General features: G+C 64.8%; 18 protein-coding genes and 1 riboswitch. Of the genes, 4 read left to right on the top strand and 14 right to left on the bottom strand.

The genetic code is table 11. The features are described 5' to 3' along the window. Nucleotides 1-232 precede the first annotated feature (232 nt). Entirely contained in the window at nucleotides 233-646 is a 414-nt protein-coding gene (locus DOM33_RS07860; protein WP_162617935.1) for a DUF4870 family protein, read from the top strand. A gap of 67 nt (nucleotides 647-713) precedes the next feature. Continuing rightward, complete coding sequence (locus DOM33_RS07855) at nucleotides 714-1,637, top strand: lysophospholipid acyltransferase family protein (RefSeq protein ID WP_110667668.1); 924 nt, start codon at nucleotides 714-716, stop codon at nucleotides 1,635-1,637. A gap of 90 nt (nucleotides 1,638-1,727) precedes the next feature. Here DOM33_RS07855 and DOM33_RS07850 read toward each other — a convergent pair whose 3' ends face one another. From DOM33_RS07850 to DOM33_RS07840, 3 genes are all read right to left on the bottom strand, one after another. After that, complete coding sequence (locus tag DOM33_RS07850; RefSeq protein WP_110668593.1) at nucleotides 1,728-2,609, bottom strand: NAD(P)-dependent oxidoreductase; 882 nt, start codon at nucleotides 2,607-2,609, stop codon at nucleotides 1,728-1,730. Nucleotides 2,610-2,727: 118 nt separating this feature from the next. Next, nucleotides 2,728-3,594 (bottom strand): pirin family protein, encoded by an 867-nt coding sequence (locus DOM33_RS07845; protein WP_110667666.1) that lies wholly within the window; start codon nucleotides 3,592-3,594, stop codon nucleotides 2,728-2,730. Between the two features lie 108 nt (nucleotides 3,595-3,702). Next, the gene (locus DOM33_RS07840) at nucleotides 3,703-4,605 is read right to left on the bottom strand and encodes a LysR family transcriptional regulator (RefSeq protein WP_110667664.1); all 903 of its coding nucleotides are present in this window, start codon (nucleotides 4,603-4,605) and stop codon (nucleotides 3,703-3,705) included. A gap of 120 nt (nucleotides 4,606-4,725) precedes the next feature. On the opposite strand from DOM33_RS07840, the gene DOM33_RS07835 reads away from it, so the two are divergent. After that, nucleotides 4,726-5,151, top strand: a complete 426-nt coding sequence (locus tag DOM33_RS07835) for a VOC family protein (RefSeq protein WP_110667662.1) — start codon at nucleotides 4,726-4,728, stop codon at nucleotides 5,149-5,151. An 83-nt stretch (nucleotides 5,152-5,234) separates the two neighbouring features. Here DOM33_RS07835 and DOM33_RS07830 read toward each other — a convergent pair whose 3' ends face one another. Beyond that, a complete protein-coding gene (locus tag DOM33_RS07830; RefSeq protein ID WP_239495301.1) occupies nucleotides 5,235-6,476 on the bottom strand; it encodes an MFS transporter in 1,242 nt (413 codons plus the stop codon). Between the two features lie 215 nt (nucleotides 6,477-6,691). Continuing rightward, nucleotides 6,692-6,853, top strand: a riboswitch (TPP riboswitch). A gap of 74 nt (nucleotides 6,854-6,927) precedes the next feature. Between DOM33_RS07830 and tenA the strand changes: the two genes are divergently transcribed. Further along, nucleotides 6,928-7,596, top strand: coding sequence for a thiaminase II (gene tenA / locus DOM33_RS07825; protein ID WP_110667658.1), 669 nt, complete (start codon nucleotides 6,928-6,930; stop codon nucleotides 7,594-7,596). Between the two features lie 243 nt (nucleotides 7,597-7,839). Here tenA and DOM33_RS07820 read toward each other — a convergent pair whose 3' ends face one another. The 10 genes from DOM33_RS07820 to DOM33_RS07775 all read right to left on the bottom strand — a co-directional run. Further along, nucleotides 7,840-8,028: a CsbD family protein gene (locus DOM33_RS07820; RefSeq protein ID WP_110667656.1), complete on the bottom strand. Its 189-nt coding sequence runs from the start codon at nucleotides 8,026-8,028 to the stop codon at nucleotides 7,840-7,842. A 176-nt stretch (nucleotides 8,029-8,204) separates the two neighbouring features. Next, the gene (locus tag DOM33_RS07815; RefSeq protein ID WP_110667655.1) at nucleotides 8,205-8,483 is read right to left on the bottom strand and encodes a peptidylprolyl isomerase; all 279 of its coding nucleotides are present in this window, start codon (nucleotides 8,481-8,483) and stop codon (nucleotides 8,205-8,207) included. Nucleotides 8,484-8,634: 151 nt separating this feature from the next. Further along, the gene (locus DOM33_RS07810) at nucleotides 8,635-8,943 is read right to left on the bottom strand and encodes a glutaredoxin family protein (RefSeq protein WP_110667653.1); all 309 of its coding nucleotides are present in this window, start codon (nucleotides 8,941-8,943) and stop codon (nucleotides 8,635-8,637) included. A gap of 82 nt (nucleotides 8,944-9,025) precedes the next feature. Next, nucleotides 9,026-9,604 carry an EF-hand domain-containing protein gene (locus tag DOM33_RS07805; protein ID WP_110667651.1) on the bottom strand — a complete coding sequence of 193 codons (579 nt, stop codon included), beginning with the start codon at nucleotides 9,602-9,604 and terminating at the stop codon, nucleotides 9,026-9,028. A 38-nt stretch (nucleotides 9,605-9,642) separates the two neighbouring features. Beyond that, nucleotides 9,643-10,365, bottom strand: a complete 723-nt coding sequence (locus tag DOM33_RS07800) for a transglutaminase-like cysteine peptidase (protein ID WP_204352645.1) — start codon at nucleotides 10,363-10,365, stop codon at nucleotides 9,643-9,645. A 43-nt stretch (nucleotides 10,366-10,408) separates the two neighbouring features. Continuing rightward, nucleotides 10,409-12,328 (bottom strand): bifunctional diguanylate cyclase/phosphodiesterase, encoded by a 1,920-nt coding sequence (locus DOM33_RS07795; RefSeq protein WP_110667647.1) that lies wholly within the window; start codon nucleotides 12,326-12,328, stop codon nucleotides 10,409-10,411. Between the two features lie 14 nt (nucleotides 12,329-12,342). After that, on the bottom strand, nucleotides 12,343-13,692 hold the full coding sequence (locus DOM33_RS07790; RefSeq protein WP_162617934.1) for a TolC family outer membrane protein: 1,350 nt from the start codon (nucleotides 13,690-13,692) through the stop codon (nucleotides 12,343-12,345). Nucleotides 13,693-13,754: 62 nt separating this feature from the next. After that, nucleotides 13,755-15,152, bottom strand: a complete 1,398-nt coding sequence (locus DOM33_RS07785) for an HlyD family type I secretion periplasmic adaptor subunit (RefSeq protein ID WP_110667644.1) — start codon at nucleotides 15,150-15,152, stop codon at nucleotides 13,755-13,757. Then, on the bottom strand, nucleotides 15,142-17,349 hold the full coding sequence (locus tag DOM33_RS07780) for a type I secretion system permease/ATPase (protein WP_204352644.1): 2,208 nt from the start codon (nucleotides 17,347-17,349) through the stop codon (nucleotides 15,142-15,144). The genes DOM33_RS07785 and DOM33_RS07780 overlap by 11 nt, the downstream gene beginning before the upstream one ends. A gap of 33 nt (nucleotides 17,350-17,382) precedes the next feature. Beyond that, nucleotides 17,383-23,815: VCBS domain-containing protein (locus DOM33_RS07775; protein ID WP_162617933.1), on the bottom strand; the 6,433-nt coding region annotated here is incomplete at its 5' end.

Raw genomic sequence — 23,815 nt, 5'->3', positions numbered from 1 at the left:
CGCGGCGAAATCACCTTTATATCCGTCTTCCGACGGGGCGCGTCTGTCACTTCTCTTGCGTCGGTCACTTCTCTTTCTCGTACGTCTCGCACGTCTCGCGCCGGGGTCGAGCACGCTGCGTATACGGCGGCACCGACGGCGTATCCACGCCCCGTGACCGGCTCGGACTGGAACGCGACGCCCGGCAACGGCAGAATGCAGGCAGCGATCGACAGACCGACAAGGGGAACCGATGTCATTACACGCCGACGAGCCGTCGTCGAGAGAGGACGCCACGTTCAGTGACCGCACCGTTGCCGAATCCCATACTCAGGCCCGACGCCCAGATACCACCCTGGCGCTGATCGTCTACGCCCTGCTGCTGGGGGTATTCGTCACCGGCGTCACGCCGGTGATCGGCGCGGTCATCGCCTACGTCTATCGCGGTAACGGCCCGCGCTGGCTGGACGAGCACTATCGCTACCATATCCGTACCTTCTGGATCGGCCTGCTCTACGCCGTCATCAGCTGGGTGCTGGCCTTCGTGCTGGTCGGCTTTCTGCTGATGGCGCTGCAGGCGATATGGCTCATCGTGCGCTGCGTCAAAGGATTCAAGGCGCTCAGCGAACGGCGAGCGCCGGACAACGTCGACAGCTGGCTATGGTAATGCGGACATCACGGCCCTATTCGATCCTCCCGTGCGCCGCCAGCGTTCGCCAGAACGAGAGGTCGGCATGACGCAAGCGCTCCAAGCTCGCGCCATTCATGCGCTCTGGCGCTGGCTCGCCCACTGTCGCCCGACCGCTACCTGGAAGCTCGCTGGCGTGCTCGCGCGGGGTCTCTACGCGCTATCGCGCCGCGAGCGCCACGTCACCCGCCGCAATCTCGAGGTCGCCTTTCCCGATGACAACGTCGACACCCGGCGTCAGCGAGTGAAGAGCAGCCTGCGCCACTCCACGGCGACGATGCTGGAACTCGGCTTCGCCTGGCTCGGCGAGCCCAAGCGGGTCGAGGCTTCGATCGTCGACGTCCATGGCCGTGAACTGCTCGACGACGCCCGCGCGGAGAACCGAGGCGTGATCGTGCTGGCACCGCACTTCGGCAACTGGGAGGTGCTCAACTTCTGGCTCTCGAGCCACTTTCCGTTCACGGCGATGTACGAGCCGCCCAAGATGACGCAGCTCGATCCGGTCATCCGTAACGGCCGCGAACGCATGGGGGCCGAACTCGTGCCCACCAATCCCCGCGGCGTCGCCGCTCTGCTCAAGGCGCTCAAGCGTGCCGAGGCCGTGGGCATCCTGCCGGATCAGGAGCCGGACTGGGGCAGCGGCGTCTTCGCCGACTTCTTCGGTCGCCCCGCCTACACCGCCACCCTGCTGCCCAAGCTCGTGGCCCGGACCCAGGCGCGGGTGGTCACTGGCGTGGCCAGGCGCCGTGCCGGCGGCGACGGTTTCGAGATTCACTTCCTCGCCGCCGACGAGCGGGTCTACGCCCCGGAAGAGGCGACGTCGGCGGCCGGCGTCAACGCCTGCGTGGAGTCCGCCGTCGCTCTCGATCCCGTGCAGTACCAGTGGGAGTACAAGCGCTGGAAGAAGACCGAGCAGGAGGCTCGCCACGAGCCCGACCACCGGCGTTATCGTCTCTACACTAAGCGTTGACGGGCCAATCAGCGTTGACGGGCCCGCGACACCGATCTTGGCCGCGATACCGCGCCCGGACGAACACCGCTCGCCGGGCCGCGCTATCGACTACCTCGGCAGGTTTGCGCGGCGAAACGGTGTCTCGGCCATGGCGGCCCAGTCCTTTTCGCCGTCGCCACGGGCCATCGCGTCCAGCAGGCTATCGCGAAGCACGCCGGCGAACGGGAGCGGCACCCTGCCTTCCTGAGACGCCTGCAGCGCCAGTCCGACGTCCTTGAGCCCCCAGCCCATCCGCATGCCCGCCGGTTCGTAGCGCGCCTCGCGAATCAGTTTGGCATAGCCCTGATAAGCCGGCGCCGCAAAGAGCGTGCCGGTGACGATCTCGAGAAAATCGTCGCGGCCGACGCCGTGGGCTTCGGTCAGCGCGCTGGCCTCGCCCATCGATTCGATCGCGGTGGCGAGCATGAGGTTGGCGGCGACCTTGACCACGTTGGCCCGCTCCGGCGATTCGCCGAGCGGCCACACCTTCTGGCCCATCGCGGCGAACAGCGGCTGTAGACGCTCGAGCACCGCGGCATCGCCGGCTGCCAGGATGTTGAGTTTGCCTGCCGCGGCGACATCGGGCCGGCCCAGGACCGGCGCGGCGACATAGTGCGACCCCAGACGCTGATGCAGCGCCTGCATGCCCCGCGCGAACCCGACGGAGACCGTGGCCATGTTGACGTGCACGCGGTCCTTGCCGAGCGCTTCCAGCGCCTTCGAGGCGACCAGCACCTCGTGGGCGGCGTTGTCGTCCGGCAGCATGCTGATGAGCACGTCGCTCGCCTTGGCAAGCTTCACCGGCGACTCGCTCACCGCCGCGCCGTTCGCCTTGGCTGTTGTCACCGGGCCCGGCGAGCGGTTCCAGACCGTCACCTCGAATCCCGCCTCGAGTAGCCGAGAGACCATCGCCTGGCCCATTGCCCCCAGCCCCATGAAACCGATCTTCATCTTGAATCTCCCCATATTGATTGCCTGCTCGATCACTTCACTCGATCACTTCGCCCAGTAACGCCGCTGCGCGCGACGGTACCGCTTGCCCCTGCCAGGCTTGGCGCTTTCGGTGACGCTAGGCGTCGAGCCCGCCGAAACGACCCGCCTGATAGTCGGCGATCGCCTCCCCGATCTCTTCTCGGGTATTCATGACGAAGGGCCCGTGGGACGCCACCGGCTCGCCGATCACCTCGCCGTGGCCGAATAGCAGTCGGGCGTCCTGAATCGCGGCGATCTCCACCTGGTCGCCCTCACGGTCGAGCTCGAAGAGATGGCGAGCCGTGACCGTATCGCCGCCGATATCGGCCTCGCCGGAGACGACGTAGAGGAAGACCTGACGCCCGGGCGCCACCGGCAGGGTGACGGTGCTGCCCGCGGCGAGCGCGAGCGTCGACATGAAAAGCCCCGTCGCGGTCGTCACCGGCCCGATGTCGCCTTCCAGCTCACCGGCGATCAGCGATAGCTCGACGCCCTCGCCGAGGGTGCAGCGGGGGATGGACTCGCGCTGCAGGCCGACATAGCGCGGCTCGCTCATCTTCAGGCTTGCCGGCAGATTGACCCAGAGCTGCAGGATCTCAAGCGGACCGCCATCGCGCAGGAACTCCGGCGGTGACACTTCGGCGTGGACGATGCCGCGACCCGCGGTCATCCACTGCACGCCACCTTCATGGATCACGCTCTGATGATCGGCGCTGTCGGCGTGGGCGAGCGAGCCCGCCAGAATGAAGGTCACGGTCTCGAAGCCGCGGTGCGGATGCGGGCCGAACGGCAGCCCGCGATTGCCCGCTGGATAGGTCTGCGGCCCGTGATGGTTGAGAAACAGAAACGGGTCGAGCTGATCCAGCCCGGGCCCCGGCAGCGGGCGCCGAGTGGTGAGATCGCCGATATCATCACGATGAGCGGCGTGCTGAGCCACAACGCGACGAGCAGTCGATGTCGACATGGTCGACTCCTTGGGTAACGAGAACGATGTCGCCAGTCTAGGCCAACCGGGACGCAAGAAAAGCGAACGATTTACGCGTTTTCGTTGCAGAGATTCGACTCATCGCGCCTATTCACCCGCTATCGAGTCGGACGGCGGGGTATCGCCCGGCGGCATTGCCAGAACGGCGTTTTCGATCATCGCCACTAGCGGTGACTGCGACGGCGGCAGCCGCGATACCAGCACCAGTTCACGATGGAAGGTGCGCTCTCCCAGCTCGAGAAGGCGCACGGGCAGCGGTGATCGGCGCTGCCACATACCGGTGAGCGGAATCAATGCGACGCCGAGACCGGACTCGACCACGCGGGCGATGGCATCGATCTCGTCGAGCTCGAGGCGAACGCGCGGCTCGAGGCGCGCGCGTTCGAGAAAGCGCACCACTTGGCGCCCACCGAACGAGCCGCGGTCGTAGCGCACCAAGGGATAGGCCGCGAGCAGCGCCTCGACGCTCTCCTCTTCGGTCTCTGCCGGCGCGATCATCACGAAAGGTTCGCGGGCGATCACCCGAGTATGCAGATCCGGTGGCAGTGCGAACGGCGGTCGGACCATCAGCGCCATGTCGAGATCGCCCTTGTCGACCTGATCGAGCAGCGACAGCGAAACGCCGGGCACGACCCGCGTCATCACCTCGGGGGCCTCCTTACCCAGCGTGCTCAGGATGGTCGGCAGCATGCCGCTCTGAACGCTGGCGATGGCACCGAGGTGAAACTCCCCGGAGAGCTGAGAGGCCGCCGGTCGACGGATGCGCTGAGCGAGCGCGAGCATCTCCTGCGCCTGGGGAAGCAGCCGGCGGCCGGCGGCATTGAGCCGCACCGCGCGGCCAGTCCGCTCGAACAGCGGCTCGTCGAGCTCGCTCTCCAGATTGCGGATCTGGGCGCTGACCGCCGACTGGGTCAACCCCACCGCCTCGCCGGCGGCGGAGAAGGTGCCGTGTTGGACCACGGCGAGAAAGGTCTTGAGGGCACGGAGCATGATGTAAGCCTTCGGTGACGAATCCATTTTTTGTGATGGCAGACTGCAAAAATAGGCGTTTCCCATCGAATTATTTCGCCGTCAGAATACGCCAACACGTACAACATCGAGGAGACTTGCATGGCGCTTTCCCCGTTTCACCTGGCGATCCCGGTTCACGACCTGCCCGCCGCCCGCCGCTTCTACGGCGAAACCTTCGGCCTGAGCGAAGGCCGTTCCAGCGAGCAGTGGGTCGACTTCGACTTCTATGGCCACCAGCTGGTGATCCACGAACATCCCAAGACGCCGGCGCAGGACAACGCCCACACCAACCCGGTCGACGGTCACGACGTGCCGGTACCGCACTTCGGCATCGTGCTGAGCTGGCCGGAGTGGGAAGCGCTCGCCGAGCGCCTGCGCGGCTTCGATACCCAGTTCGTGATCGAGCCCTACGTTCGCTTCAAGGACCAGCCGGGCGAACAGGCGACCATGTTCCTGCTCGACCCCTGCGGCAATGCGCTGGAGTTCAAGGCGTTCAAGGACATGGGCCAGCTCTTCGCGAAGTGAGCCGTCGATTCCATAAGGGCATCGACGCAACAAGGCCGCCGATCCGAGGATCGGCGGCCTTGGTCGTCGAGACGTCGGCAAGGCTACCCCAGCCGGCGCAGATGCAGCCCGCCGATCGCCAGTGCCAACAGCAGCAGCGCGGCGATGAACCCCGCCACCCCGTTCCAGCCGGCCCAGTGCCAGAAGGCCCCGCCGAGCGTGCCGGCGACGCTGGAGCCGAGGTAGTAGCTGAACAGATAGAGCGACGAGGCCTGCCCCTTGGCCTGAGTCGCCCGACGCCCGACCCAGCCGCTGGCAAGCGAATGCGCGGCGAAGAAACCGAAGGTGAAGATCAGCACGCCGACCAGAATCGCCGCCAGTGGCGCTAGCATCGTCACCGCAAGCCCTACCAGCATCATCACGATGAACAGCCAGAAGATGCGCTCGCGTCCCAGCCGGTCGGCCAGCGACCCGGCCCAGGCCGAGCTGTAGGTGCCCGAGAGGTAGGCGATGGAGAGCAGCCCCACCAGCGCCTGGCTCACCGCGTAGGGCTCGGCCAGCAAGCGGTAGGCGATGTAGTTGTAGAGCGTGACGAAACCGCCCATCAGCAGGAAGGCTTCCAGAAACAGAAACGGCAGGCCGCGGTCGCGAAAATGCACCGTAAACCCCGAGACGATGCTTCTCACGTTCAGCGGTCGCGGCGTGAAGTGCTTCGACGGCGGCAGCCAGCGGATGAACAGTAGCGCCACCACCAGGGCGATGACGCCGATGATACCCAGTGTCCAGCGCCACGGCACGAAGTCCACCATGACCCCGCTGATCAGCCGCCCGCTCATGCCACCGATGGCGTTGCCGCTGATATAGAGCCCCATGGAGACCCCGACGTAGCGCGGATGAATCTCCTCGTTGAGGTAGGTCATCGCCACCGCGCAGAGCCCGGAGAGCGACAGCCCCACCAGCGCCCGCAGTACCAGCACCCCCGACCAGTTGGGCATCGCCGCCGCCAGCAGGCTGAACAGGGCGGCGGCGAGCAGCGCCACCGACATCACCGATTTGCGCCCGACGGCGTCGGAGATCGGCCCGGTGATCAAAAGCCCGATGGCGAGCATGCCCGTGGCTACCGATAGCGACAGGCTGCTGGTGGCCGCATCGATATCGAACGCGTCGGATAGGATCGGCATGATCGGCTGCACGCAGTAGAGCAGCACGAAGGTCGAGAACGCACCGAGAAAGAGCGCCAGCATGGTCGGGCGGTAACCCGGCTTGCCGCGTTCGATGTACGGGGTGGCGTCGTCTTGGCGACCACCGGCGTGCGCGGTGGCGGGCGATGAAGGCTGGCTGGACAAGAAAGCTCTCCGCGTTGCGCTGGCCGCGCGGGTCATGAAGGGCCACGAGCTCGCTACGGTAAACATCGAGGGACGATAACCTACGCCGCCGCTCGCTGGTTTTCTAGCGGCGCGCGCCAAGCATCGTTCCGTTGTGCCGCGATTTCTTCGCCGTGCCAAGGACTTGACCGCACTGGCGACGTCGCCACACACTGCCGGAGGCGATGCCAGTCATCGCCAGCTTGACGGGGTGCCGGTGATATCCGGCTGAGATGGCGCAGGGCGTATCCTTTTAGGGCGCCGAGCGCGGGTCCCGCTGAACCTGATCCGGCTAATGCGCTGCGACTGACATGTCGGGCAGCGAGGGTACCGGCGGAGGGATCAAGCGATGGCGCCAGCGCTCTCTTCGCTGCCCCGCGCCACTTCCTCGATCTTCTTCCCCGCCCTTCGGATCGATACTCCCGGAGGATGTATGGGCTACTGCTTTACCGATCTCACCACCGCCTGTCAGAACGACTGGCACGCCTATATCGAGCACGATTTCGTGCGCCAGCTCGGCAACGCCACGTTGCCGGAAGCCTCGTTTCGCCACTACCTCAAGCAGGATTACCTGTTTCTCACCCACTTCGCCCGCGCCTATGCGCTCGCCGCCTACAAGAGCGCCACCCTGGCCGACCTGCGCCAGGCCCACGAGAGCATGAAAGCCATCGTGGACGTGGAGCTCGACCTGCACGTGGGCCTTTGTGGCACGTGGGGCGTCAGTGAAGACGAGCTAGCGGCAATGTCCGAATCCCGAGCGACGCTCGCCTACACCCGCTACGTGCTGGATACCGGCAGCCGCGGCGATCTGCTCGATCTGCACGTGGCGATGGCACCCTGCCTCATCGGTTACGGCGAGATCGCCGACCGACTGAACGCTCGGGCGTCCACGGTACGCGGCGCGGCCAACCCGTTCGATGCCTGGCTCGCCGTCTACGAAGGCGACGAGTTCCAGGCCGCGGTGCGTGCCGAACGCACGTGGCTCGACGCGCGTCTGGCCGAAGTCACCTCGGGGCGCTTCGCCGAGCTCGCCAGGATCTTTCGTGACGCGACGCGTCTGGAGATCGACTTCTGGCAGATGGGACTGGACAGGATGGACTGACACGCCGAGCGCAGCTTCGTCGCCCGCCGAACCACTGACGACGACTCATCTATCCACGCAGGCCTACTAAAGACGGAGACTCACTGTCGACGAAGGCTCACTATCGACGAAGGCTCACTATCGGCAAAAAGTCGCTAAGGATAGTGCTTTCTTAACGACAACGGCCCCGACGTGGTGTCGGGGCCGTCCTCCTGATTCAGCGGCAGATTCGAAGTCTGCCCTTTCGAGAAACGCGGTAACGAATTACTTGGTGCTCTTGGCCGCGTCTTTCAGATTGCCTTTCGCAGTCTTGGCATCACCCTTGGACTGCTGGGCTTTACCTTTGGTCTCGAGCTCTTGGTCCTTGGTGACCTTGCCGGCGGCTTCCTTTGCCTTGCCTGCAGCCTTGTCGACCTTACCTTCGGTTTTGTCGGACTTCGAATTCTGAGTCATGTGAACTCCTCGCTGACGTGGGACTTCCATTTCGCGTCGCGACCGCTGGATCGATGACCGCAGGGTCGTTGACGAGGCGCGCCGAGCAAGTCGGTGCGCACCTCTCAGCATAGCTGGTCACACTCAAATGCAAGCACGGATTGCGTAATTTTTCGTGCTCGTCTCGCCAGCTGACGTTAGCCGCGAGATGTGACTTCCAGCAGGTGATAGCCGAACTGCGTCTTGACCGGACCGTGAACGCGGTTGAGTTCACCGTTGAAAACGACCTCGTCGAACTCCTTGACCATCTGGCCGCGGCCAAAGGTGCCCAGGTCGCCGCCCTGGCGGCCCGAGGGGCAATTGGAGTGCTGACGGGCAACTTCGGCAAAGTCGCTGCCATTCTCGATCTGCTGCTTGAGTTCGAGGCACTGCTGTTCACTGTCGACGAGAATATGACGGGCGCTGGCCTGGGTCATGATCGGCTCCTGGAAAAAGGCGTGAAAGCCACGCGTGAGGGAGCACACATTCTACGTCAGGCGCCCGCCGGGGCAAGCGATGGCGCCGGCGGCCTGGCGATACCGTACGCCGAGCGTCATGCACGCTATCTCCTTGGCGAAGCGCTGCCCCCTAGTCGCCGAAGCGCTGGGCCAGGTAGCGGTTGATGTCCGCCGACTCGTACATCCACTCGGCGCCGCGCTCGCCCTTATCGATACGCAGGCACGGCACCATCGTACGCCCGCCACCCGCCATCAACTCCTGGCGATAGCGCGGTTCGCGCTGGATGTCGCGCTTCTCGATGGGTAACGCCAGCCGTTCGATCTGCTGGCGTACTCGGACGCAGAAGGGACAGCGCTCGAAGTGATAGAGCGTGAGCGACTCTACCTCGCGGTCGACCTCGGTCTGACGTTCGGGGGATCGTTCGATTGTCTGAGGCATGTTGCGTTACCACCACTGGCGTTGGCTGAATCGATCAGGCGTGGGTCGGAGCATACCGCGTCGGCCCGTCTGGCAAGCACTCTCACTCGCCATCGGTATCGTCCGGTGCGGCGTCGACACGCTGCGCCGCCCGGTCGATGTTGGCGGCATCTTCGTCATCGAGCAAGACCGGCACCATCACCGGCACGCCCGATGGCAGCGACAGCGACGACGAAGAGAGGCCGGTGACCGGCGACGGGCGGTAGTTCTGTTCCTCGGAGAGCGGGGGGAGCCGGTAGGAATCGGAAACCGCGGGCCGGAGGTCGGTCGGATCGCTCGGCAACGTCAGCGTCGCTTGAACCAGCGGCATGGCGAAGGTCTCGCGAAACTCCCGTGGCGACAGCTGGCCGTTGCCGTCGAGATCCAGCGTGTGCCAGTTGCCGCCAAGCCCGAGCGACTCGAGCTCCTGCGGCGAGAGCGTGCCGTCGCCGTCGGTATCCGCGGCGGCAAAGGTCGCATTCGCACTTGCCTCGATCGGCGCCATCTCGCCGGGGCGTGTCACGAGCACATCGCCATCGGTGGGCTGTCCTGCACAGCCTGCGAGCACGAGGCTCACCGGCAGCAGTGGCCACCATCGGCCATGCAATCGGCGAGCCGGGCTCGTGTCTCGTGGGTCACTCATCGTCGCTTCCTCGCTGTTCGTGCCGGGGCCAACCGTTGTTAATCGCGCGGGTCTCTCAGCGTTTTCGCCTCGAGGCGCCGCTGCCAGTCCTGCCACAGGCTCAGCCGGCTGGCGTCGCCCACCTGACGGCCGGTATCGCCCAGCTTGCTGATCCAGAGATGGCTGGTGTTGAAACTGTAGATCGGCGTCAAGTCGTTGCGGGCGCTGGCCGGCTCGATCGACTTGACGATGTTGTCGAGCACCAGGGGCTGCGCGCCGGGCGATGACGTCCAGGTCACCACCATGTGAAACTGATCGAACGGAATGTATTTGACGTAGTGCAGTCGCAGCGTCTCGTCCGCGACACCCAGCTCGATCAGCGTCAGGTATTTCGCCATGGCGAAATCCTCGCAATCCCCGGCACCGACGCCGAGAAACTCAAGCGGCGTCGCCCAGTAATCCTCGACGTGCCAGACATCGACATCGTCGACGAAGCGCAGCTGATTGAAAAACGCATTGACGCCGGCGAGCTGCACCTCGATCGGCTGTCCACGAAGGCGCTCGACCAGCGTCGGCCATTGCTGCATGCGCTGCCAGCCCGCCTCGCCGTAGGTCGATACCGCTGCCTGTCGGGTGGGCAACTCGGGCAGCGAACCGGCGCCGTTCGCCGGGTACGTGACACCCACGATGCCGAGCGCCGCCATCAGACAGAGTGTCGCCGCCGCGGTGCGACAGCGCCGCAGAACCGGGCGCGGCCTCTCGTATCCCTGGAAACGGATCACCGTTTCACACTCCAAGGCGACCGGCTCACGTGGGCTCTGCCCCTCACTCCAACGCCAGCGGCGCACTCGGCGCGAGATACCCCTGATAGCCGTCGGCGCCGACCGCAGCCATCCGCTGTCGCTGGGCGTCGGACTCGACTCGCGTCACGATGACCTGCGATCCGACCTGATGCGCCGCCATGCAGAGACTGCGCAGGAATTCGGCGTCGACTTCGTCACGCGCGAAGAATCCCTGATCGATCTTGAGATAGTCCGGGCGCAGCCGCGCGAGATAGGCCATTGCCTGCAGATTGCGGGCGAATCGATCGACCCCGCAGCGCATGCCCAGTCGGTGGCCGAGCCGGAAGAGCGACTGCACGTTGTCGATATGTTCGAGGGCGACCTCCTCGCTGACCTCGATGTCCAGCGCCGCCGTCAGCGACGGATGCGCTTCGAGCCAGCCGGTGAGGGCACCGAATGCCTCGGCGTCCGCTACCGAATCCGGCGTCAGATTGATGGCGAGCCGCCCGGGCGAGCGCTGGCGCCGCGCCGCCAGGCTCTCCAGTACGGCCAGGTCGAGTCGTGCGCCCATACGGAAATGGTTGATCACGGGCAGGAAGCGGTAGGCCGGATGCACCTCGTCGCCTTCCAGCAGCCGCACGAATACCTCCCGGTGCAGCTCGCTCTCGTCAGCGAGCAGAACCGGCTGCGCCACCAGGCTCAGTCTTCGCGCCTCGAGCGCCTGATCGATGACCTGCCGCCAGGCCTGACGGCCTCTCACCGCCAGCACGTTCTCCGGACTCACCACCACCCAGCGCTTGCCCAGCTCGATCGCCTCGCGCAGAGCGCTATCGGCCCGCGCCAGCAGCCCCTCGCGCGTCATGCCGGTATCGCGGAGCACGATTCCCGCGCGGGTGTGCTCGACTCGGCTCTCCGAGAGCGGATTGGCATCCACCATGTCATCGATACGATCCAGCGTTTCCGCCAGCCAGCGTTCGCGAACGGCGTCGTCGCAGTCGGGCAGCAGCAACGCGAACTCCTCCGCGGAGAGCCTCGCGGCCTGCACGTCACGCCCCTCGATCTTCGCGCCCTGAAGTGCCCCACCGATGGCGCGAATGGTCTGATCGCGCACCTCGAACCCGTCCTGCCGATAAAGCACCTGCAGATGCTCGATTCGCAGAATCGCCAGCGCGCCGCCGACCGGCGCGGCCAGCCACTCGTCGAGTACGCGGGCGAGATAGGCGCGATTGCCGAGCTGCGAAACCGCGTCCTGCTCGGTGAGCCGCTGCAACCGCACCACCTGCTCCGCCTGCTGATCGAACTGCGCGTTGAGCCGCGCGCCCAGCAGGTTGACCGATTCGGTGATGCCCTGAAGCTCGCGTACCCGACTGGCCGGCAGCGGTTCGTCGAAACCGTCGATCTGCATGTCGGAGACTCGCCGCGAGAGCCGGTTGAGCGGCTCGAGCAGACGTCTCAGGCCCACGGCGCAGAGCACCAGCACGATCAGCATGCCCAGCACCAGCCAGAGCAGAAGCTGCCCCGCCAGCGACCAGAGCTGATCGTAGGCCTCGGCGCTATCCGATTCGACGCTCACGCTACCCAGCGCCGACCAGCCGCCGCTGATCTCGCGCTCGCTGATCACGTCGGGCAGCCCGATCGCCTGCTGGAACCAGGCCGGCGTGTCGCTGGAGGCAGGGGTTTCGACCACCAGCGGGGTGTCGCGACCGACGGCCTCGAGGGCGAGCCGATGTATGCTGCCGCCATCGCTCACTGCCCGCATCAGCGTTTCGGCGCTGGTCCAGTCGCCGATCTCGACGAACGGAACCAGCGACAGGCTCAGCGCCTGGGCGAGATTGTCGACGGTGACCTGCTGGCGTTCCGCCAGCGAGGCCCGCGTCTGATGCACCTCTATGCCGAAGATCCCCGCGGCGAAGAGCAGCAGCAGGCCCAGCATGATCGCAACGGCGCGACGAAACAGACTCATGGCGTTGTCTCCGTTCAGCCGCGCGGACGGTTGATGGCCGTCGGCGGTTGGGGATAGCGATCACCGGCGTCGCCGATCATCCCGACGTTCACTTCCAGGGTGTCGAGCAACTGGCCGGTGGCGGAGAGCAGACGGTAGTTGGCGCGACGCAGGGCAAATTCCGCCTGCACCTCGGCCTGCTGAGCTTCGAAGAGCTCCGTCTCGCTATCGAGCATGTCGAGCAGCGTGCGCCGACCGATATCGAACTGCTTGCGGTAGTTGACCCGGGTCTTCTGCGCCGAATCGACGTACTGCGACAGGAAGCCGACCTGGCTCGACACGTAGTCGCGGGCATTCCAGGCCAGGCGGAGCTCGTCACGAATTTCGCGCAGCGAGCGGTCGCTGTCATAGCGCACAGCGCGCAGCGCCTCCTCTCGCGAACGCATCTGTGCGGTATCGATTCCGCCGCGATAGAGGTTCCACGACATCACCAGGTCGGCGTTCCAGTCGTCGGCCTGGTTGCCGTCGTAGTCATAGTCGCGACTGGCGAGACGGCTGGCTTCGGCCCGGAACGTCGGCAGGAAATCACCGCGCTCGGCCGCGACTTCGTGCTGGGCGGCGGCAATGGAGTGTGACGCCGAGATGACCAGCGGATTCTGTGCCGTTGCCATCGCCATCGCGGCATCGAAGTCGTCGGGCACCGCCGACGTGTCGACCGCATCGGGCAGCGTCAGATTCCGCGGTGACTCGCCGACGTAGCGCAGGAAACTGGAGATCGCGTCGTCGAGATTGTTGCGGGCGGCGATCAGGCTCGCCTGCGCCTGCGCCATGCGTCCCTCCACCTGCGTGGTGTCGGTGGCGGTTCCCGCACCGAGCTCCCCGCGCCGGCGAATGTCGGCGGCGATCCGCTGATGCGTGTCGACGTTGCGCTGCGCAAGCTCGAGCAGCCGCTGGCGCAGCAGCACGTCGAGATAGCTTTCGATGGTGACCAGTCCCACCTGATTGGCGGCGGCGGCGACCTGCCAGCGCTGGTAGTCGCTCTCGGCGTCAGCCTGGCGGATCCGCTCCAGCGTGGTGTTGCCGTCCCAGATCAGCTGCGAGAGCGTGATCTGACCGCGGCGGTAGCTGTGGGGATCGCTCGTTCGCGAAATACCGTCCGTCTCGGTTTCGTTCTCGCCATAGCCGACGCGCGCCTCGACGTCGATCGAGGGCAGATAGGCGCCGCGCTCGGCCCGGGCATCCTCGAGATTCTGCTGATAGCGCGCCATTTCGGTACGCGTGGTGGGGTACTCCATGACTGCCCGCGTGACCGCTTCGGTCAGCGTCTGCGCCTGCGCGCTACCGGCGAGCGCCGCCAGCCCCGCTCCCAGAATCCACTGCCTCATAGTGCCGCCTTCCCTTTCATTGTTCTCTCCCTCGCATCGGCGCGCGTCATCGCTGGAATGCGTCATCGCTCGCGCATCGCTGACTGCTGGGCCCGCAGAATCGGTTTGAGCAGATACTGCAGGATCGTCTGCTCGCCGGTAATGACGTCGACCGTCGCCTGCATGCCGGGAATGATCGTCAGGTCGTCTTCGTTGGGACCGAGATGATTGCTATCGGTCCGCACGGTCACCTCGTAGTAGGTGTTGCCCTTCTCATCCTCTTCGGTATCCGGACTGACGCGAAGCACTTCGCCATCGAGTCCACCGTAGGTGGTGAAGTCGAATGCGGAGAGCTTCACCTTCGCCCGCTGCCCGGCATGGAGGAAGCCGACGTCGCGCGGGGCGATACGCGCCTCGACCAGCAGCTTGTCCTCGACCGGCACGATCTGCATCAGGCTCTCGCCCGGGTCGATGACCCCGCCGATGGTGGTGACGTTGACCGACTGCACGATGCCCCGTACCGGTGAGGTGATCAGGGTGCGATCCACCCGATCCTGCAGACTCACCCGCCCTTGCTGAAGGCTATCGAGCTTGCCGCGCGCCTCGCTCAGCGCATCGGCCGCCCGCGAGGTGAACTGAGCGGCGACGTCACGACGCTTGCTGATCGCCTCCTGCAGCTCCGACTGCTTGGACGGAATCGACAGCTGGGCGGATTCTAGCTGCCCGCGCTGGTCGTTGACCTCGCGTTGCAGGTTGATCAGATCCACCTGGGAGACCACGCCCTCCTCGACCAGCGGCGCAGTGATACCGAGCTGCTGACGCGAGAGCTGATAGCTTCGCGATAGCGAGCTCGCACGCGCCCGGGTCTCCTGAAGCTCCTGCTGACGCTGCTGGATCTGCGCGGTCGCCTGATCGAGCTGCGAGCGCAGCCCGCTAATCCGGGCGCTGTAGGCATTCTGCGCCGCCGAGAAGATGTCCGAGTTCTCTTCCTGGAACTCATCGCTGAGCGGTAGCGATTGGGGCGAAATGAGCACCTGGGCACTCCAGTCGCTGGCCTCGGGGTTCAGGGCGACGGAGGTGATCTCCGCCTGGTACTGCGCCACCGAGGCCTGCAGGCCGGCGAGCGTCGAGTTGCGCTCGGCGAGATCCGAGGTGGCTCGGGTCGGATCGATACGCGCCAGCGGCTGTCCCGCTTCGACGATGTCGCCCTCGCTGACCGAAACCTCGCGCACGATCCCGCCTTCGAGATTCTGAATGGTCTGAAGGCGAGAGGATGGCACCACCTGCCCCGTACCTCGCGTCACCACCTCGACACTCGAGAGCCCCGCCCACACCAGAAAGGCGATGAGCAGCGCCAGCAGTGCCCAGACGAGAATCCGGGATCGCCACGGGGTCGCCAGCAGCGTCGCCGCGCTGGCGTCATCGGCGAGTTCGAGCTCCCGGGCCGTGGGACGCGGCCACTTGCGGGGATTATCCGCCATGTCGCGCCCCCGGCGATGCCGCGGCCGGTGGTTCGGGGTCGGTGGGCGCCTGCACCCGGCCCTCGTTGAGTGCCTTGAGCACCGTCTGCTTGGGCCCGTCGGCGATGAGGCGGCCCGAGTCGAGGACGATCACCCGGTCCGCGACCTCGAGCATCGAACTCTTGTGCGTCACCAGAATCAGCGTCTGACTGCGCGGCATGTCGCGCAGCGTGCGACGCAGCAGCGCCTCCGCCCGGTTGTCCATGTGCGAGCCGGGTTCGTCGAGCAGCAGCAGCGAGGGATGCGTCAGGATCGCCCGCGCCAGCAGTACCGACTGACGCTGGCCGCTGGAAAGCAGTCGGCCGCCCTCGCCCACCTGACGATCGAGCCCGTCCGGGTCGCGCCGAGTGAATTCGCTGACGCCGCTGACGTCGGCGGCGCGCTGGATCGCTTCCTCGGCAGCGTAGGGCTGGCCGAGGATGATGTTGTCGCGGATCGAGCCGAAGAAAAGTGCGCTGTCCTGCCCCGCGAAACCGATTTGCCGGCGCACGTCGGCGGGGTGGATCTGGTTGATATCGAGTCCATCGATACGAATGCTGCCCTCGGTGGCGCGATAGAGCCCGCTCATCAGCCGCTGCACAGTGCTCTTGCCCGCGCCCATGCGGCCGATGATGGCGACCCGCTCACCGGGTTCGATGGAGAACGAGACGTCGCTCAACACCGCCGGCGACTGCTCGCCATAGCGGAACCCGACATGATCGAACTCGAGGCGCATGCTGAGCCGGTCGCGATGAACGTAATTCTTGTCCTCTTCCACCTCGTCGGGTAGCTGCATGATCTGATCGATCGCCGCCATGGCACTGCGGGTCTGGCCAAAACGGGTGATCAGCAGCGCGGTCTGTGCCAGCGGCTGCAGCGCGCGCCCGGTGAGCATGACGCCGGCGATCAGTCCGCCCATGGAGAGCTGCGCTTCGCTGATGAGGTAGACCCCCACCACCACCAGCGCCACCGTCGAGATCTGATTGACCGACATCGTCAGCGACGAGACCGAGGTCGAGAGGTTACGGCTCTTGACCCCCCACTTGGCGATCTCGCCCACGGCGCGCTCGTAGCGCCGCTGGGTTTCGCCCTGGGCGTTGGCGAGCTTGATGCTTTCGAGGCCCGCGACGCTCTCCACCAGCCGGGCGTGCTTTTCGGTGGCGAGGCGCGAACCGAGTTCGATCGAGTGCTTCAGCGGCCACTGGATCGCGATCGCATAGCCGATCAGCACGATCAGCGCGACGATCGGCACGATCACCAGGGGCCCGCCGATGATCCAGACGACGACCAGGAAGAGCAGCGCGAACGGCAGATCCACCAGCGTGGTCATGGTCATCGAGGTAAAGAAGTCCCGGACCGAATCGAACTCCTGCAGGTTCTTGACGAAGGCGCCGACCGAAGCCGGACGGGCATCCATGCGCAGGTTCATCACCTTGGCGAAGATCTTGGCCGAGAGCAGGATTTCCGACTTCTTCCCCGCGGTATCCAGAAACCAGGCCCGCAGCTGTCGCATCAGCAGATCGAAACCGACAATGATCGCCATGCCCGTCGCCAGCACCCAGAGCGTATCGAACGCCTGGTTGGGGACCACCTTGTCGTAAACGTTCATGGTGAACAGCGGCGCAGCCACCGCGAACAGGTTGAGCAGCAGCGATGCGAGCAGCACGTCGCGGTAGATCGGCGTCGAGAGTTTGAGCGTCGACCAGAACCAGTGCCCCTCGGCGAGTTTGACGGTCTCCGGCGCCCGGGCGTCGAAGCGATGCTCGCGGCGCACGTAGACGATCTGTCCCGTGGCCTGTTCGAGCAGTGACGCCATGTCGACGACCTGGGTGCCATCCGCCTCCGGCAGGTAGACCGTCGCCTCCTTGCGCTCGGCATCGCGCTCGAGCATGACGACCGCTCGCCGGCCGTTGAGCACGACGACGCACGGCAGCAGGATGTCCGCCACGCGATCCGGTCGCTGGCTGACGAGCCTGGCCGACAGACCGGCGCGCTCTGCCGCGCGCGGCACCAGCGACAGCGTCAACCGCCCCTCGTCCAGCGGCAGACCGTCACTGATCACCTCCGCGGTGCGCGGCGTGCCGTGATACCGCGCGAGAAAGACCAGCGACCCCAGCAGCGGGTCCGCCTCCTTCTCGCCGATCGGTTCGGGGCGAAGCGGTGTCGGTTCTTCAGCCAAACCTGCTTACTCCTGTCTCGCGACGGCCAAGCTCTAGCCGTCGAGGTTCGTCTTGAGATTGCCGTGCTCGAGCAGCGTCTTGATGATCTCCGTATCGGAGCCGCCCAGCTCGGTCATGTCGATGTTGCTGAACACGATCTTCTGCGTCACGGCGCCGTCCGGCCCCTCGGTCTTGACCTCCAGCGTGGAGCCATTGGTGCTCGGCGCACCCGGTGCGCCACTCGCCTCGCCCTTGACGAAATGCAGGTACTGCGAAGCCAAGGAGGCATCCAGCGAGTTGCCGCTACCGATGTCCAGCATGTCGGAGAGATCGAGCGTATCCCCACCTCGCCCCGTGGTGAAATCGGTCACTCGATCGATCGCCGGCGACGTCGTGGAGCCTTGATCGCCACGCATCCACGCGAAGGTGTCGCTACCCGTGCCGCCGGTGAGAATATCGTTGCCCTTGCCGCCCTCGAGGCGGTCGTTGCCGGCGCCACCATCCAGAATGTCGGCGCCGCTCCCGCCGTAGAGGCGGTCGTTGCCGGTACCGCCGCGCAGCGTATCATTGCCTCCATAGCCGAGCAGGACATCGTTGCCGTCTCCGCCGGTGAGAATGTCGCCACTGGACGTTCCGATCCCGAGGTCGTCACCAGCCGTACCGGTCAGATTGGAGCCCGTGCTGACGCTGGTATATACGCCACTATCGTTCGCCGAGAGCGTGACCGTCTGACTGGCGCTCTGGGTGCCATGCCCGTCGACGGCCGTAAAGCCAAAGCTGTCGCCTTTGGGTCCAGCGTCAGAGGTAAAAAGGCCCGTGCCAAAGAACGACGATTTTTGATCTGCCGGATTGTAGGTGATCGATTTGCCGTCGAAGACCGTGCCATTGGCAACATCGCTTTCAGTAATGGCAACGCCGCCGGCGTAGAGCACGCCGCTGGTCGGCAGGCACGTGATCGTGATGCCGAGCCCGGACCCACTCTCGATATCTCGCAGGTTAGCGCTACTGGCAAAGTCGACGTAAACCGTGTCATTGGCGATGCTGCGGTTGGTCAAACCGACGGTAAAGCCGCTGGCCGTCGGCGCATTATTGACCGTCGCGCCGGTCACGTTGACCGCCAGTGAAGCCGTCGCCGTGCCGTCCTTGCCATCGCTGATGGTGTAGCTAAAGTTATCGCTCGCTTTGCTACCACCGAATAGCCCACGCGTCGTCGGCCGCTCGGCATCCAGCGTATAGGTGTAGCTGCCATCGGCTTTCAGCACCAACGTGCCGTAGACGCCAGCAATCGCCGTCGCGGTCGCCGCCGTTACGGTAGCGCTACTACTGGCGACGCTATTGGAAATGGAGGAAACGATCAGCGCATCCCCATCCGGATCGGTGTCGTTGGTCAACACGTTGCCGGACGTTTGCGCGGCGCCCGGATCGATGGCACTGGCGCTGCCATAAAGCGTGCCGCCGTCCAGCGCTGTCAGCGTCGTCGGGGTACCCAGTGCCCGTGTATCCACGTCCATCGGCGTGGCTTTGTTATCGGTCGTGACGATCAGCAGATGCCCTTTGGCATCCTCGGCCAGACCGTAGACCTGGGCCGGCATGCTCGCCACCAGAGTGGTGCTGACTGCCCCTGTGCTGCTGGTCTTGATCGAGCCGTCACTATTGAGCGCAATCTCGAAGACTCGACCGTTCTGGTCTGAGACATAGAGATGCCCTTTCACATACTCCAGATCACCGCCGGCACCGAACCCGGTATTACCAACCTGGGTCGCAACGCGGGTGGCAGGGTCGATGGCATAAAGCCTGCCATCGGCGTAGTTCGCACCCAGCAGCTGCCCTGTCGGCATCAACGTCAGTGCGACGAGATTGGCTGCGCCGGAGATAGCCCCTAGCGATGTCGCAAGACCCGTCGAAGCGTTGATGCTGTACAGCGTCGTACCGCTGGCCCCTCCGGAGTAGACGACACCATAAAGCTTGCCAGGCGTGCCGCTGACGGCGATATCGCCAAGACCGGCGACCGTCGTGCCCGCGCCGGTCTTGATGGCGACGCTAGTCTGCGTATTGGTGGTCAGGTTCCAGGTTTCCAGCGTTCCCTGAACGGTCGACAGATAGACCAGATCCGGCTGCGCCGTGACCGTGCCGACGTCACCAACCGCTGTCGGCGCATCGTTGACGTTATGCACGACCACCGGCACGGTCACGCTCGTCGTCGCGGTATCGCCGTTGCTCGACTCCTTGGCAGTCGCCGATACCGATAGATTGAACGTGCCGTCATAGTTGGCCGCCGGCTTGACCGTCAACGTATTCAGGTTCCAGCCGGTGATGTCCTTCGTGGTCGTCCCCGCCGTCGCAACGAAACTGTGGGTCCCGTCGCTTAGGGTCGCCCCCACGGGAATTCCGCTGATCGCCACTCGGCTCAACGTTTCCGAGCCATCGGTATCGGTCAGCGTCGCAGCCACCTTCGACAAATGAATGGTCGAATTCTCGTCACCCTCGTTCATGGCGTAGCGCTGATAGTAACCGTCGCCCTTGCCATCGCTGCCAAGCAGGCCGGAGTGGTTGACGTTGGCGGCGTCCAGCGCGCTGACGTCCTGCATCAGCACGAAGTCGCCGGTGTTGAGCGGCTTGGCTGTCCCGCCATTGACCCCCACGTTCAGCGAGTAATTGCCTGCCCCCGCCTGATTGTGGTGATAGAGATCCAGCGTGTAGTAGCCGGAGACCTTCGGTGCATAAGGAGTCTGGCCGTTGCCGTATTGGCCCTGAGTGCCCGCTCCCCAGGTCGTCTCGCCAACGACGGTTCCCCCGATGAGAACGCGGATACTGTCGTCGCCGGCGCCGCTGAAGGTATACGTCTTGCCGGCCTCTAGGTACATCAGTCCCGAGATATGCGTACCCGTACCTGCGGCGACGTTACTGTTCGCGGCGTTCGTGGTGTTACCGCTACTGGCGGGCGTACCGGCACCGTCGATGGCGGCCTGCATGGTGGCAGGTGCCGCACCGTTGCCGTTGGTGCCGAGCGTGTTAAGCGAGAACGTCTCTTTCAGCAGCCCGGTACCCGCAGCGGTATAGCCGCTCAGACTGATCGAGGGCGCATCGGCAACCGCGGCGACGTTCACCGTCGCCGTGGCCGGTGTCGCATCCTTGCCGCCGTTGTTGTCCACCGCGGTGTACTGCAGCGAGCTCGACCCAGACCAGTTGGTCGCGGGCTTGAAGTAGACCGTCGCACCGTTGGCCGTCGCATTGACCGTCGAACCGACCGAAAGCGCCTGTGTTCCCGCCGCATCGGCGTAGAAAGTGCCATTGGCACCGACGCTGCCGATCTGGAAGCTAGCCACCGCGCCGTCGCTGTCAGTCCCCGCGAGGCTTACCGGAATTAGCGAAGCGGGATCTTCTTCGCGGGTCACGATCGTATCGAGCGTTGTCGGCAGCTCGTTGGTGCCAACGACCGTCACCTCGATCTTCTGACTCGTGCCGTCGATCGTCTTGACGGTAAATGTTTCGACTTTCTGCTCACCCGCCTTGAGGTACTGCACGGCACTATTCGCGACGCTGTAGTTCCACGCACCGTTGGCGTTGATCGTCAGCGCCCCCAAGGTTCCCACCGAAGCGGTGGCCGAGCCGGCCTGGAAGCCGGACGGGCCGGCATCCGGGTCGACAGCCGTCAAGGCACCGGAAGCAACCAGATTGCCCACGGCGTTGACGTTCGCGTCTTCGGTCACGCTACCCGTCGACGTGCCCGTGATCGTCGGCGCATCCGCCGAGCCGTTGAGGGTCACGGTGATGGTCTGGGTCGCCGAGCCGTCCTGACTTGTGACCTGGAAGGTTTCGACCTTCTGGTCATTGGCGCCCAGGTACTGAACGCGGCCGTTATCGACGCTGTAGCGCCACTCTCCCGACGCATCGAGACTCAGCGTCCCGAGCTGAGTGCCACCGCCGGTATAGCTGACGTTGTCGGTGCGGAATGCCGCTTCTCCAGCGTCGATATCGGTGACCGTCAGCTTGCCGGTGCTCGTGAGAATGTTACCGGCACCGACGTTGAGGTCCTCGGTTACCGATCCGGTGGCGGCCCCATCGATCCGCGCCTCGTCGTTGGTACCCACGATCGTCATGGTGATCGTTTTCGTCGCCGTGCCGTCGGCGCTAGTCACGTCGAACGCCTCCGTGACGACCTGTCCGGCCTTCAACGACTGCACGCTGTGGGAAGCGTTGTCGAGTACGTAGGTCCACTCGCCGCTCGCGGTAACGCTGAACGTACCGTACTGGCCCTTGCTGCCGCTCTGCGCCACCAACAGCGCTTCGCCAGCATCCGCGTCTTCTACAGTCAGGGTGCCCGTGGCCAGCGTCGTACCGTCTTCGCTCAACCGGCCCTCGTGAGTGCCGTGGATATACGCTTGGTCGTTCGTTCCAGCGATCTCGATGGTGATCGTTTCCGTCGTACCATCGGCCGTCTTCACGCTGAACGTGTCGGTGACCTTCTCTCCCTCTCTGAGGGCTTGGACATAGGGCTGCCCGTTATCGAGGGAGTAGCGCCAGACACCCTGTGTGTCGATGCTGAAGTGACCGTAGGGACCCGTGACGTTATCTGCCACGAAGCTTGACTGCCCGGCATCAGCGTCGGTAATCGTCAAATGTCCTTCGGTATGCGTCACCCTGTCTTCTACCACGCTACCCGTGAACGCACCCTCGATGACCGGTGCGTTATCGGTACCCGTAACAGTGAACGTCGCTTTCTGCGCAACCTGCGCGCCCTGGCTGTCACGGATGACGTAGTCGACGACCACGTCTCTAGTCTGGCCGGCAGTCAGTTCCTGGTAGGCGGCGTTAGACGGGTCGAGCGTCAACTGGCCGGTCGCGGCATCGAACAAGACGCCCGCTGGCAGCTGGTCCGGGACGACGGCGATAAGCACATCGCCCTCATCGACATCAGAGGCACCGGTGAGCAGATCGAGCGATACCGTGTCGCCATCCTCTATCGCCCTGGCCGTCAGCGGCCCATCCACTGTTGGAGCATCGTTCACGGGCGTGACGAAGAGCGTTACAGTCGCCGTGTCGCTGCCACCCTGTCCGTCGCTGATGGTGTACTCGAACGTAGCAGGGCCGTTGTAGTCGGCATCCGGCGTGAAGACGATGGCGCCATCAATGAAGGCCACGCTGCCGTGGCTGGCGTTGCCCACGCCGGTCACGCTCAACGTGTCACCGTCGATATCGGTATCGTTGGCGAGCAGGTCTTCAGGGCGTAGATAGATCGCGGTGTCTTCTGCGGTGGTGAGCGGCGCTTTGACGACATACTCGCCTAGCGGTTTGTAGTCGCCACCTTCGGCGCGTAGCTGGGGCTCGAACATCGCCACCCCACCCTGATCCCAGTAGACGATCTCAATGGAGTGCGTCCCGCTCTGATCGATCGTGAAACTGTCGTGTTCGAGTGGCGTGTAGCTCTGATTGTGATCGAACCTGGCCACTGGCTGGCCATCGATCAAAATCTGGTAGCCGTCGTCCGCATACACATTAAAGTTGTACTCGCCCGCATCGAGCTCGACCACCCCCCGCATACGCAGAATCGCATCGGTGCCGGTCGCAGGCTCCGCTGTGCTGAGCGACGCCGCATCGCCTCTCAAAAATTTCTCTAGATTACCGTCACCAGCCAGCGGATTACCGATGTAATCATAGAAAACCGAACTCGCGGTGAAGGTCGCATCGGGCGTGCCTTTCTCGGCGATGAAGGCGTTGGCCTGCGCAATGATCGAGAGATTCGGGCCGTCTGCCCCTTCCTGATAGGCAAAGTACTCGGCGTAGAGACCGCCAAGCCGATCAGTCGTTTTGTAACTGTCGTCAGTGGCCACCGGGGCATCGTTGGTGCCGTTGATGGTGATGGTGACCGTCTTGGGCTCGCTGATGCCGCCGTCGTTGTCGGTCGCGGTGTAGCTGAAGGTAACGTCGCGGCTCTCGCCGGTAGCCAGAGCGTCGAAGTCGGTGCCGGGGACGAAGGTGTAGCTGCCATCGCTATTGAAGCTGAGACTGCCGTTGCCCTGACCCACGTCGGTCGTGAGCTGATAGCCCTCGACCGTACCGTCGACATCGGTCGCCACCGGCACTTGCCCGCTGAGAACGCTGTTCTCTTCCGTCGTGGCCGTGGCCGCCTGAGCGACCGGGGCGTCATTGGTACCTGTGACGGTAAACGTCGCGGTCTGGGCAACCTCCGCGCCCTGACTGTCACGGATGACGTAGTCGACGACCACGTCGCGGGTCTGACCGGCGGTGAGATCCTGGTAGGCGGCGTTGGCCGGATCCAGCGTCAGCGAACCGGTGACGGCGTCGTAGCTCACGCCCGCCGGCAGTTCGTTCGGAACCACGGCAGTCAGCGTGTCGCCGCTGTCGACGTCGGTCGCACCAGTCAGCAGATCCAGCGACACCGGTGCGCCATCCTCGACCGCATCGGCGATGAGCTCGGCAGCGACCGTTGGCGCATCGTTGGTGCCGGTGACGGTAAAGGTGGCG

This window comes from Salinicola halophilus, assembly GCF_003206155.1.
Classification (GTDB): domain Bacteria; phylum Pseudomonadota; class Gammaproteobacteria; order Pseudomonadales; family Halomonadaceae; genus Salinicola; species Salinicola halophilus.
This window is presented reverse-complemented; position numbering and strand designations above follow the sequence as displayed.